Source organism: Paenibacillus sp. DMB5, from assembly GCF_001517085.1.
Classification (GTDB): Bacteria; Bacillota; Bacilli; order Paenibacillales; family Paenibacillaceae; genus Paenibacillus_AQ.
Window position 1 is genome coordinate 1 of the sequence record NZ_LRAC01000017.1, and the last position, 12399, is coordinate 12399.

9 protein-coding genes are annotated in these 12399 nt (G+C 55.4%); 4 read left to right on the forward strand and 5 right to left on the reverse strand.

The genetic code is table 11. The features are described from left to right. Positions 1-252, forward strand: a 252-nt coding sequence (locus tag AWJ19_RS35075) for a hypothetical protein (RefSeq protein ID WP_157889933.1), incomplete at its 5' end; no start/stop codon positions are given. Positions 253-624: 372 nt separating this feature from the next. On the opposite strand, the gene AWJ19_RS04050 is transcribed toward AWJ19_RS35075, so the two are convergent. The 3 genes from AWJ19_RS04050 to AWJ19_RS04060 are packed head-to-tail and all read right to left on the reverse strand — an operon-like array spanning position 625 to position 8384. Next, complete coding sequence (locus AWJ19_RS04050; RefSeq protein ID WP_068721784.1) at positions 625-3132, reverse strand: transcription initiation factor TFIID; 2508 nt, start codon at positions 3130-3132, stop codon at positions 625-627. A 4-nt stretch (positions 3133-3136) separates the two neighbouring features. Next, a complete protein-coding gene (locus AWJ19_RS04055; RefSeq protein ID WP_068721786.1) occupies positions 3137-6526 on the reverse strand; it encodes a tubulin-like doman-containing protein in 3390 nt (1129 codons plus the stop codon). Between the two features lie 13 nt (positions 6527-6539). After that, complete coding sequence (locus AWJ19_RS04060; protein ID WP_128083490.1) at positions 6540-8384, reverse strand: vWA domain-containing protein; 1845 nt, start codon at positions 8382-8384, stop codon at positions 6540-6542. A gap of 137 nt (positions 8385-8521) precedes the next feature. Between AWJ19_RS04060 and AWJ19_RS35080 the strand changes: the two genes are divergently transcribed. The 3 genes from AWJ19_RS35080 to AWJ19_RS04070 are packed head-to-tail and all read left to right on the forward strand — an operon-like array spanning position 8522 to position 11555. Continuing rightward, positions 8522-8674, forward strand: coding sequence for a hypothetical protein (locus AWJ19_RS35080; protein WP_157889934.1), 153 nt, complete (start codon positions 8522-8524; stop codon positions 8672-8674). Next, a complete protein-coding gene (locus AWJ19_RS04065) occupies positions 8667-9590 on the forward strand; it encodes a hypothetical protein (protein WP_068721788.1) in 924 nt (307 codons plus the stop codon). Before AWJ19_RS35080 ends, AWJ19_RS04065 begins: the two co-directional genes overlap by 8 nt. A 57-nt stretch (positions 9591-9647) precedes the next feature. Then, positions 9648-11555 carry a hypothetical protein gene (locus AWJ19_RS04070; protein WP_068721790.1) on the forward strand — a complete coding sequence of 636 codons (1908 nt, stop codon included), beginning with the start codon at positions 9648-9650 and terminating at the stop codon, positions 11553-11555. A 187-nt stretch (positions 11556-11742) separates the two neighbouring features. Here the strand turns inward: AWJ19_RS04070 and AWJ19_RS35085 are convergent, their stop codons facing one another. Then, positions 11743-11895, reverse strand: a complete 153-nt coding sequence (locus AWJ19_RS35085; RefSeq protein WP_157889935.1) for a hypothetical protein — start codon at positions 11893-11895, stop codon at positions 11743-11745. A gap of 36 nt (positions 11896-11931) precedes the next feature. Beyond that, positions 11932-12261, reverse strand: a complete 330-nt coding sequence (locus tag AWJ19_RS04075) for a hypothetical protein (RefSeq protein ID WP_068721792.1) — start codon at positions 12259-12261, stop codon at positions 11932-11934. Positions 12262-12399: the final 138 nt, after the last annotated feature.

Consider the following 12399-nt stretch of genomic DNA (forward strand, 5'->3'; position numbering starts at 1 on the left):
ATTTTTGCCTTTCATTCGGGCCATTGGCCCGTATTGGCTGAAATCAAGGGCATTTTTGCCTCTCATTTCCGCCATTTGCCAGCCTTGCCCGAAATCAAGGGCATTTTTGCCTCTCATTTCCGCCATTTGCCAGCCTTGCCCGAAATCAAGGGCATTTTTGCCTTTCATTTCGGCTGTTTGCCCGCATCGGCCGAAATCAAGGGCATTTTTGACTCTCAATCCCGTTGTTTGCCGTTACTCACCTGTCTGTAGACTCCCGGGTTAGCAGTAGTACCTTAAACTAAGTGTTGGCGACTTCCTCCCTAGCAACTTAGTGCTAGAGCCACCGATTGATCGATACATTCACATATACAGCAAAAGCAAAACAAACTATCTTCGCATTTCACATACCTACATTCCAGCATCCCGACATTACAGGTTGCATCTCAACAACACAGCACTCCAACATTACAGCGGTATTCCAGCCTCACGTCATTTCACCATCTTAGCTTTTAACACCCTTAACACTTCAGCATGCTTAGTACCTCAACACATACCCACAGCACAACAGTTCCACAGCACAACAGTTCCACAGCACAACAGCTCCCTGCGGCCTGCCTAAGGTAACCTTGCCCACAACATTACTCATCTAAGCTCAGGCAGCTGCTCCTCATTCACGCCGTGCAGCTTATAGCCGTTCTGGACATAGGTTTCATAGTACACCTTGCCGTTGCGGTAATAGAGCAGGTCTTCCAGATGGAAGCCGCCCATCAGATTGAGCTTCTCCACACCGCTTCTGCGCTGCTCATGGACAACGCCCAGGCGGTAGATCCGGGTCGTGCCGTCAGCGTTCAGCGCGTAGCGCAGAAATTCGGAGCTGCTGTCGCCGAAGAAGTATTTCTCCTCATGACGGTGCTCCTGCGTATACTCAAACAGGCGGACGTTAATGGCCGCCCCGTCCTCAAGACCGAGATAGAGCTGTTTGAACAGCTCTTCCCTGGACACAATCTCCCGGTTCTCGTAAGCCGCTGCAACATTGGCCCGCCGCAGCAGCTCTTCCTCAAAGGGGAGGACGAACGGCGCTGCCGTCAGCAGTTCTCTCCTGCATACTTCAATCAGTCGGCGGACAACGGCCGGACCGCCCTGGCGCAGCAGCTCCGAGATGCTGCCCATGAAGCGGTCGCTGAAGAAGATGCCCGGCCCGCGCCGGGTCTCAATGTCCAGCATGACCTCTGCGGTCACTGTGCGGTAGTATTCCATAATATTCTGGTCTACTGCTTCGCCGGACCGCCCAATGCTCGCCAGCGCAAGACTGCGCAGCTCTTCTTCCAGCGCCTGCATCGTCTGCACCTTGGCTCTGCTCTCGGCATGCAGCTGTTCCAGTGCAGCATCATAGCGGAGCGCAATGTCCAGCTCCAGCTTCAGGCGCAGAATCTCGTATTTTCTACTATATATACTCTCAAACAAATAATGAATGAAATTGCGCACGGTCCGCTTGTCTAGCAGCGGCACCCGCTGGAACGGCTGGCGCTCCACGCTCTGCGCGTAGAGCTGCTCCAGCTCCTCCTCGGCGCTAGCCAGCGCCGAGCGCAAACCGCCCATGTGCTGACGCAGCGCGTTCAGCACACTGCCCCCGGCCTCGCCCTGCTCGGCCGTCCACTCCGCCAGCTGGTAGAACGTCACCGGCGGAGTTGTCTGCTCCTGAGCCGCCAGTACAGCGGCCCACTCGCGCGCAGGGTCAAGGGCCGCAGCACGCGCAGCGGATACATCCGCAAAGTTACTGCGGAAATACGCCTCACCGCCGTCGCCGAACAGCAAAGCTTCCGCCTCGCGCAGCGAGAGCGGCTTCAGCTCGCTGTAGGACGGGCGGCCGTGGCTCATCAGCCCGGTCATTTCGGCGATACCCGCCTCATCGGGCAAGAGGCCCGCAGCACGCTCGCGCAGTGCTTCCGGCGTCAGGCCGAGCAGCGCCTGGCGGTCGCGCAGACTAAAGCCGCCGCCGGTCTGCAGCTTCGCGGCCAGAACATGAAAAGCATGGTACAGCACCGCCATGGCAATCGGCTTGCTCGGCCTGCGCACCGCCGAGAACCCGGCGGAGGCATAGCCCTGCCGGCCGGTGCTGCCGCGGATGCCGCTCTTGAACGTCATATTGTTGTAGCCGCCGTGACCGGAAGCCTGATCGGAAGAAGGACGCACCCGGTTCTTGAGCAGGCTGATATGCGCGATAATCTCGTAGTTATCCTCCATGCCGTTCACCGGGGTCATGCCCCGCTCGTTTTTGTCCGAGAGCAGGTAGACCAGATCGAACAGGGCGGAAGGGCCATGGGCCACCGGTATCGACAATCCGTCCTCCGTAACGAGGAGCGGTGCTTTAAACGTATAGTCCGGCAGCTGCATTCCTTCCAGCTCACGCAGAAAAGCCAGCCCGACCGAGCTGGAATATCCGAAGTTATCCCCCTGCTCCCGCTCGTTGATCAGCGTGTACAGGTCGGTCTGCACCGATTTGAACGACTGGCTGAGCACCGCCCGGGCCAGCAGGGCAACCTCTGGTAGCAGCACATTAAGCGGGTCATCGACCCGCGTAATGATGGAGAGATGGATTACGTCAAAAGAAGAATACAGCCGTCCATAGTCTGCTATCCTGTTGCCAATCTGCCGGAGCGTCCGGTTCATCCCGGCCAGATAACGGCCGTCTTCGTGAAACTCCCGGTAGACATCCTGGCGCACTGTGCGGGGATCACGCCCTGCCGTATCCGGCAGGGCCATCGTCATCACCCGTTCCCGGCTGCCGCCGGCGGACTGCCGCCCTTTATGATCCCAGCCTTCACTGCCAATCGGCTGCTGTCCTTTATAATCCCAAGCTGCACTGCCAGACAGCGGTTGCTCCTTACCATCCAGGCCCGCGCCGCCGGCATCCTGGCTGCCTGCATACCCGCCATGCGTGCCGGCATGCAGCGCCAGCACCCCGGCAGCGTTATCCCATTTCCGTTCACAGCGCATCAGCACCGGCTCAATTGCTGCCGATACCTTGTCGCCAAGGAACAGAAACAGTGCAGGGTAATGGATGCTGCTGCGTCCATCCCCCTTGCTGTGCAGCGCCTCTTCATGCGCCGCATATTGTTCTGCATAGACCAGTGCTTCTGTTCTAATCATAGGCTTACTTCAGCTTTCTGCGGATGCTGGCCAGCTTGCCGGTCAGACTCTTGTAGAAGCCGTACATTTCATCGCCGTCGGCATGCTCTACCCGCTCGTATTCCAGACTGTCGCGCGCTTCGAGGAAGGAGACATACAGCCCCTCCAGCTTATAGAGCAGCGGAGTTACATCCTCAGCTGCGGTCATTTCCCCCGAACGGCGTGCCGCTTTGCGCAGCAGCACACTGCGGCTTTTCTCATCCAGAGCGCGGAAATGACGGTAGACGGCATATTCCACGTAGCTGCGTTCCTTCATTAGATTGGCGAACGGCTCCCAGGCATCTTCTTCCTCATCACGGTCGTAGACGTAGAGCGCGCCTTTTTTGACAATGGTGTCGGTGTAAAGTGCTTCAATGAACTGATCCAGCCATTTGTCCTCATCAAGATACTGACGCAGCAGCGCATCCAGCTCGGCTGCTTTGGCTGCCAGCGCATCATATTTAACCAGCTCTTCGCGCACACGGCTGATCAGCTGCGGCGAACGGATCAGGTTCTCCTGAGCCAGCTCCTTGTTGATGCTGCCGAAGATGTCCTTCACGCCTTCACGTTCCAGCCCGTTCTCGCGCAGTGAGCGCAGTTCATCGGCAGCCTTCTTCACTTCGCCAAGGTTCGGACGGGAAGCGCCCAGCTGCAGGTCATAGCCGCTCAGCAGCTTATCGATATCGAACGGCTTGGTAAAGACAACAGAGTAGCGGCTGCTCGTATTTTCGTCCAGCCCTTTTTCGATAATAACCCCGGACGCCAGCGCCCGCTCAAAATCAGCCCGGACTCTGGCATTGTACTCACGCACACGGGCATTCACATAGGTATCGCCCCAGGACTTCTCTGGAATCGGGGACGGCAGATAGGTCCAGTTGTTCTTGTCGGTCATCACCAGATGGCGGCCGATGCCTTCCTTATCGAGAATGGTGCGTTCGTAGTTTTCTTCGTACACTCTCAGCGGAGTATAGACAAAGAGCGGCACACCGTTACGGGTGTTAAGCCAGAAAATCCGGTTCTTGACCTCGCTCTCCTTGATCGTAAACTGCGATTTGCCGAGCGCGTTGTTCTGGTAATTGCGGATTCCCTTCAGGATGCCCGGCGCTTTAACCGGCACGGAGACGAAGCCCCATGACGGGAAGTGCAGACTGCCCGAGCTGTTGCTGAGGTGGAAAATCGGCACTGCATCCTCATCCAGCCGTCCTGCAATAATGCGCTCTACAAATTTGTCCAGCGGCTCCTCGCGGCCGTATTTCATCACCAGGAAATCTTCCATCGAACGGGTAATCAGATCCCCGAACTTGTCGGTCAGGAACTCGGAAATCGAGCGTACAATATCAATCTCCTGCTCTCTGACCCAGCGTCCGGAATGCTTCAGCATTTCGCGGGCAAAGTCACGGATCAGGTCGTCGCCGTCCTTCTGGTCCATCAGCTTGGAGATGTTCGCCGCAATATCCGGCACGTTGACGATATTCCAATAGTAGGTTTTGTTACCGCGGTGGTCGGTCTGCTCTTCACCGTTAAGCAGAATATTGCCGTTCTTCTCAAAAATCGTGCTCAGCGCACTCAGAATCTCCGTAAACACCCCGTAAATCCGGCTGTTTTCTTCGTTCAGCAGCTCGAACAGATCCTCGTAGAACTGGATCATCTGCTCCGTACGCTCAACATCGGCATGCAGCCAGTACTCGTTGATTTTGGCTTCGATATAAGCATTCTTCTTCTTCTCTTTGGACACAAAAGCGCTCCGCGCATCGCCCAGCTTCTCTTCCGCACTGTCCTGGGCCGTCTCGATATCACGCGGCAGACGCAGCAGGCTCTCACGCAGCGCTTCGATATAGGACTGGATCAGCTTCAGAATACAAAAGCCCTTTTCGGTATACAGCAGGCGCGACACATAGAACGGGCCCTGCTCCGGATGAAGGAAAATGCGCTCCAGCTCCTCGCCGAACCGTCCGGTGATTTCGCCCGGCAGCTGTTTTTTGGCCTTGATATATTCTTCACGCGCGCGGGACAGGAAGCTCTGCTCCAGCTCGGTATCCATATCAACAACCTGGTTCTTAATGACATTGGCGTGGCTCAGCCGCTCACTGTTCTGATAGCCCGGCAGCGGTTCAGGTACGCGGGATTCAAACGTTTTGATCATCGTATCGAGGTCGATGCCCAGCTTGCGGGCAAACTTCTCGACATCCTCCTGGCCCGGAGCCTGCTGGAACATCTTGTCCATTTTGTCGAATAGGCGGTAGGCCAGATAGGTGGTCATTTCTTCAATCGGCAGTACGGCCGACGAAGCCCCGATAATGTTGTATTGATAGTTGGCCGGATACGTCTTGTTCATCTGGGCAATGTTCGTGTTGATGTTGCTGATATAGTCATGGATGGCGAATTCCTCGCCGGAGGCTTTTTCCTCACTGGCCATAAAGTTCGTGATATTCTCTGCCGTTACGTTCATGCAGTAATCATAGGCATTCTCCAGCAGCTTGCCCTCTGTATTCGTTGCAGAGATCAGATGGCAGAGGTTAAACGGCGGCAACGGCGAATTTACAGTCAAAATATTGCCGTACTGCTGGCGGAAACGCTCGCCCCGGCTGTCGACATTCATCCAGTAATCCAGCTCTTTGAGCGCTGCATATCCGTTCTTGCGAATATACTCGCGGGTGTGCTCGCTCAGGCTTTTATTGGACAGATTGACGTCCGGTGTGAACAGGTAACCGAGTGTGTTGACCCGGTCGATGCCCGCCGCACCGTAGTCACGTTCAATAATCCCGCGCACAATATAGGCGATATCGAGAAAAGAACCGCTGCCTGTACCGCCGGAAAGGCCGGTAAGCAGGAATACCATCAGCTTTTTGTTAGTGCCGACGGACAGTGTTTTGATCTTCTTGTCGATCGCGCCGACGACCTGGTTGATCTTGGTGAACATCAGCAGGCGTCCGGCCTGGCGCACACCGGCGGCCCCGTTCATGCCATCGGTAATGCTCAGCTCAGGCGACAGCCATTCCGTAATATACGGGTCAAGGATGCTTCTGTTCTGCAGCAGACCCCCGATTTCTGCGTTCGCAAGCAGCACAAATTCGCTCTGCGGGTCAAGGCCGATGCCTTTGTATTTTTTGCCGCGGTCCTGTTCATTCGTTTCAAAAGCCAGAAACTCCACGTTGTCCGGCTTATCCCGCTTCTTCTTGGAAATCGGGTCCTCAGGCAGCTTAAAGCGGCGGTTAATCTGGTATTTCAGGCGCAGCAGGGCATCAATTCCCGTTCCCCCTAGGCCGATGATCAGGATGGGATTGTCAATGGTATCCACTCTGATCTTGTCGCTGACGATTCCCCCGCCAAGCGACACGTCCAGCTGCTGAATATGTTCTCTTACTACCGGTTTCATAGGTTCTCCCCCTCTATATTAAAAACTCCAACAGAATCGTCTTGTCTACTGTCTGCAGCGGCACCGAAACGCGGTCTCCGCTCTTCAGTTCCAGCCCGCGCGAAGCGTCAGCCGCCCGCCCGGATCTCTCTACTGTGATACCCTCGCCGCTGCGCAGGAGCAGCCGGTCGTTTTTGCCCGGTGTGAAGATGACCTTCTCGCTCTCCTTCAGTTCAGGAGCCAGCTGGAGCAGCTGGTGCAGCGTGAATTTGCCGCGGAAGCCGGACAGCTTCTTGTACTGCGGATACGTCTTCTCACCGGTGTTGCCGTCCAGCACCTCTACGACCATCTGACCGACAAAGCCGCGGTTCGCCTGCTTGCGCAGCATCCATACGGCCGCTGCCGCAATAATCAGCAGCAGAACGCCGCCGATGATGAAGTACAGGGTGTTCGAGGATTCTTTTGGCTGAAGCGGCTCTTCTCCGGTTGTTCCGCTGCCTGCAGCAGGCGCTGTGCTTACAGCCCCTGTCTTTGCGTCGATCTTGAGCACATCACTTTCACGGTAAAAGCTGCTCTCCTCCGCACGGACCTTCAGCTCGTAGGTATGGCTCTCTTTTATTTCAAAAGAACCCTTGAACTCTGCGCCGGAATTATCCAGCGGAAGCCCCTCTACTGTCCCCGTATCGAGGTCCGTAGCGAGCAGCACCGCATTCATATCTTGATACAAATTGCTGAGTGTTACCTGAGCACCGTTGCTGTACAGGTGGGAAACGATGTCCACGGTGTCGCCCTTCTTGTACGTTGCTGACGGCAGCGCGTCTATCTTGAGCTCGAGATCATAGTTGAATACGAGATTGATGTCGATTTTATCCTTGGGAACGCCCTTCACCTGAAGCTTCCAGTCTCCCTGCTCCGGCGACAGCAGCTTAATTAGGCTATAGGTGGATGACTTGGACAACAGCACATCATCTGACGGAATCGCTACTTCCTTGCCTGAAGGATCGGTCAGCTTCGCAGTCACCGGCTGTGCTGACATAATCGAGATATTCGCCTCAAGCACGCTGCTGTTCGGCACATTTACCGTAACCTCCTGGAAGCTGCCGTCCGCCGTGATCGACTGGACCGGAACAATCTTCAGCTTCAGGTGGCTGGCAAAAATCTCGCTCAGAATCTTCGGCAGATCATCCGCGGAGTTCGTCGTAAACGATTTGCCGCCTGTCTCATTGGACAGACCGGCCAGAATGTCTTTATTCAGCTTGCCATCAGCATTAAGCCCTATAGTATAAACCGGGTAACCCTTCTGCTTGGCGGCATCCACCGCAGCTGACAGCTCCTGGTCAGACTGGCTCTGCGTCCGGCCGCTTGCCTCATCGAGGTCATTGTTGCCGTCGGCCAGCATGACGATCATCGGCTCATGACTGGGGTCACTGCCGTTCTCCAGCACCTTGACCGCTTCTTCCATACCCACGGCGATGTCGGTATACGGCCCGCGGTTCAGCCCGTCGATGAAATCCTTCAGATCCTGCTTGTCGCCGGCTGAGCCGATTTCAAGCAGCGCCTTCTCGCGCTGAACCTTGTCGGTATAGGCTACGATTCCGACCTTATCACCTTGCGTGGACAGCATATCTATAAACATCTTCATCGCCTCACCGGCGATATTGTTCTTGTCACTCTTGTTCATTGAGTTGCTGACATCGATCAGCAGCACTGCATCAATCCGGGACGGGCCCGCCGCTGTAGCCGTTGAGCCAGCCGAAGCCGCCGAAGCACGCAGGGTGGTGAACGGCGATGCCGTAAGGCACAGGATCAGCAGCAGTACAGGGATCAGCCTCTGCAGCATATTCTTTGTTGTTCTGGGGCAAAGCTGTGTACGAAGCATAAAGATGGCTCCTCTTGTGTTATATTCGTTAATAGGGACGGTGCAGCAGTTAGCTAAAATCTGTCAATAGCATGCCATTATGATATAATTAAACATTGTAAACTTCAACTTTAGGCCCGCGTGAAAGGAAGAGTTCCATGATTTCATACGTCCTACTCGGCATTGCGTTTCTATATGCCGTCATTCAAATTTCATTTTATGCCTCAAGGCGGCGCAGGCCGCTTACCCGTGATGATATCGACGAGCGGCTGCTCGCCGCTCTGAACGGAGGGACAACATCCCGTGACTAAAAAAAGACCCGCAACGTTCCGGCCGTTCAAGGCCCCGCGCTACGCCTATAACAAGCTGCGGATCTGCCGGCACTGCGGCAATTATACGGCGCTGGGCGAAGAACGCTGCCTCAAATGCAGCCGCGCCGCGCTCAGGCCGGTCGAGCAGCAGGCTTCCTCGCTTGCCGGACGAAAGATGCAGACCCGCCTGCTGCTGCTCCTCCTGCTTACCCTGGCAGCGGTCTACTTTGGCCAGAGCCTGCAGCAGATGGCACTCAGCGGCGCCGGGGGGGCTGTGCTCATCGCAGCTCTCTACTATATGCAGCGGAAAGTCCGGCAGAATGAAAATCTTGTCTCCCTCAACGAGCTGCTGGGCCGGAATATCGACCGCATCCGGGAAGGCCTGGAGCTGAACCGGCAGGAGGCAGTCGCCGTGCTGCGCGAGGATGATGTGCTGGCTTATGAGAAGCTGCGCGAAATCTCCGTCCTGCTGCGCGGTGACCGGATCGCCCGCCAGCGTGTAGCCCTGCTGCACGGCTTTCAGCTGCGCAAGGATATGAATCTGGAGCTGGAGCAGCTGCTGCTGCGTGATTTCGAGCCGCTGCTCGCCGAATATATCGGTGAGATTGCCCGGGTCCGTCCCGAGCTGATCAAGGACCGCACGCTCCGCTATGTCAAAAATTATGAGGTGCAGATTCTCGAAATGGATAAGGGCAGAGACATTCTGGCCGGTGTTGCCGGGGCGGCAGTACGTCTGAAACGCTATGTACTGCTCTATTCCGGTTTGATCGGAAGATATATTCAGGATCTGCCCAAGGACCGTTTTCTGCGCCTGTCCAGACTGATCACGGCCAGCCCGTATGAGGCCTGGAACGGACTTGACCACAAAGTAGCGGAAGTCAGGGAAGCGAAATACCGCTGGGACCCCGATTTTTAGATAGAGTGCCGGGAGATTCAGGCATGCTGTATTTTCGAAAAAAGGGGCTACTATACTATGACGTTCAAACAAGCCATAACCCTGCGGAATATTATGATCATTCTGTGTATATGCATGGCGGGGCTGCTCATCTCGAAGGCGCTGCGGATCGAAGACAAGCTCCGGATGGTGCAGGAGGCTGAGCGGCTGTACGCTGCCGGGGATCTGATTGCCGCCGAACGGCTGTACCGTCAGGCGGCGGATAATTTTTCTATCCATTATAAAGAAGAAGAGATTGCCGGACGGCTTACGGAGCTGGCACCGATTACGGCGATCCGCAGCGGTCTGGACACACTGGTCCGTACATCTGCAGATCAGCTCGTAACCAAAGATTTCTCCGGATTCATGGAGAGTTATGCTGCTTTGCTCAGCCTGAAATCCAAGTATTTCATCAGCGGCGGACCGTATGAGAGCTTTTACCGCCAGCTGTCGGAGGAGTCGGGCATTTCGATGCAGCTGACAAGCGGCTTCCGGCAATTCAAAGACCAGTTTCTGGCTGAACTCGCAGCCGGCGGCGGGGATGATACCGGTGAGACTTACAAATGGAACCTGCTGCTGATTCCGGACGCATATTATGGAGGTCAAGAGGCCAAGGATGAGCTGCTGGCAGCCGGATTCAAATCCCATGACGTTGCCAGGCTGAAGGTGCTGGCAGCAGCCGGAAGCTTCCAGCCTATGCTGGACAGCGCCTTATCCATGGCACAGGCCTACAGCAGTCACAGTTATACAGCTCCATGGGTGCAGGAGCAGGCGGAAGAAAGCGCACGGCTTATCCTCGACAAGGATCTTGATGGCGAGAATGTATCGGCTTTTGCCGGACATGCGGTGGTCTACCGTAACTATGCTGCATCAGCCGGACTTGATGCCGGCTCCTCCAAGGTGCTGGCCTCCATTGAGCGCAGCACCTCAAAGCTGCTGTCGAGTGCGGCCCGGCTGGTCCGGGGCGGGCAGTATGCCGAAGCGATTCAGCTGTATAGCAGCCTCACTCCGCTTCAGGATACCTCAGCCGGGATAGCTGCTGCGCAGCTGGCCTGGAATACGGCAGAGCCTGTCCGGCTGCTGCCGGGCGGCAGTGAGGAAGGGAAATATGTACTGGTCACTTCTGTTTCGGGGCAGTACGGAGCTAAGATTGTTGTAGCCGGGGTAGATACTAGCGGCAGGCTGTATTACGCCGATCTGCAGGAGGACGGAATCACCTCCACCCGGACAGGTGACGTTATCCCGGATTTCGGACGGCTTAGCGGCATATCTTTTGACGACCGGCTGGCTGCTGTTGCCGAGGTACCGGTTGTGGTAGCCCAGGGGAGCCGGGATGACGGCCGCACGGATTTTACAGCCTATCAGATTAAGCCTGAGGGCATTTCGGTACTGTTCACCTTTGCCGGTGACAGCTATGAGCTTCAGGCAGAGGACGCATCCATTCTCGTAGCCAATGCAGATACTGGCGACGGTGTGTCCGGTGAAACCGGAGTGTATACTTTAGGTGAAGGCAGCTATCAGTTCGCCGGAATCCGGCAGGTGATGACAGAGCCTCCGCTTATCTCCGCCTTCGATCTTGAGCTTTATCCGTACGAAACCATAAAGCTGGGTATGGAAATTTATATCGACAATAGCGGGCGGAGCGTCGGCTTCGCCGAAGGTCGTTACTTCGCTCTGCAAGGCGCCACCGATTCATTTACTGGCTCCGCTGTGGTCAAGGGCCAGTATCAGGGCGGCAATGATTATATAGGAACAGAAGCCGGCGAACAGTACGTTCCTGTATTCGTTGTTGACTCCCTGGAGAGTCTCAGCTCAAGCGGTGCAGAAACAGGTACGGATCCGAATATGGATTCAGGACAGAGTATAAGCCCGGATGCAGGCGCGGATTTGAATCCGGCTTCGGATGATACAGGTGACGGGACGAATTCCAATACCGGTTTAGAATAAACAAAACAGAGCAGCGATTCCTCAGTTCATCCGAGGAACGCTGCTCTGTTTGTTGTTGTAGAAGAAAAGAATATGCTGACCGTATAAAATCCGGTGTCCACGCCAGGTGCAGCAATTTCTAACAAACACAGATGACGTTAAATGCCGGTTATGCGGTGGTTTTCCCTTTTAACGGACCCGGATGCACTTATTTATACCACCAAGCCGGGTTATCTGAGAATAGGCAGGCAATAAAGGCTGTGGAGTCCGTTAGATCGGCAGCCAGCAGGCCTTGCTTTTTCCGCAAATCCCCGCTCACACGTTCCAGACTCATCCCGCCACCGCCGTCCATGCAGCTCATCCGGATACTCCAAAAAAACACAATACCCTGCCTGGATTATCCTGCTGAGCCGGCAATGTCTGATTTTTTCCCGCGTCCCAAAAGACGTTTATAGCGCTTCTGGGCATATAGGACCTCTGAGGCTGCAGAGACGGTATCCTTGACCTCACCCAGCACTGCTTTTGTCTCCTGTACACAGGCTTTCATCCGGCCGAACTCCGACTTTACCCCTGCCTGCCTGATTTTCGCCTCATCCAGCGTCTCCTGGACATTTGCCTTCACCTCATCCACCGGCTTTTTGAGGCGGTCAACCGACTGTTTCACTCCATCCAGCGACTGCTTCAGGCCGTCGAGACTGTTCTTAAATTCCTTAATCGGGTTACCCATGTCTATCCCCTCCTGAATATCCTTTCCCTATACTTACCCAGATTGGCAAAAGCGGATTCAGCACTCCGCCTGGAATGAACATTAAAGGAATGTGAGGCTGAAATGCGCTTTAATGAAGAAAAACTGCAGCCTTTTAGT

Bases quoted from the DNA above. Each gene is read 5' to 3' on its own strand.
- AWJ19_RS04050 (WP_068721784.1), bottom strand. From the start codon at position 3,132: ATGATTAGAACAGAAGCACTGGTCTATGCAGAACAATATGCGGCGCAT.
- AWJ19_RS35085 (WP_157889935.1), bottom strand. From the start codon at position 11,895: ATGAGCTGCATGGACGGCGGTGGCGGGATGAGTCTGGAACGTGTGAGC.
- AWJ19_RS04075 (WP_068721792.1), bottom strand. From the start codon at position 12,261: ATGGGTAACCCGATTAAGGAATTTAAGAACAGTCTCGACGGCCTGAAG.
- AWJ19_RS04070 (WP_068721790.1), top strand. From the start codon at position 9,648: ATGACGTTCAAACAAGCCATAACCCTGCGGAATATTATGATCATTCTG.
- AWJ19_RS04060 (WP_128083490.1), bottom strand. From the start codon at position 8,384: ATGCTTCGTACACAGCTTTGCCCCAGAACAACAAAGAATATGCTGCAG.
- AWJ19_RS04055 (WP_068721786.1), bottom strand. From the start codon at position 6,526: ATGAAACCGGTAGTAAGAGAACATATTCAGCAGCTGGACGTGTCGCTT.
- AWJ19_RS35080 (WP_157889934.1), top strand. From the start codon at position 8,522: ATGATTTCATACGTCCTACTCGGCATTGCGTTTCTATATGCCGTCATT.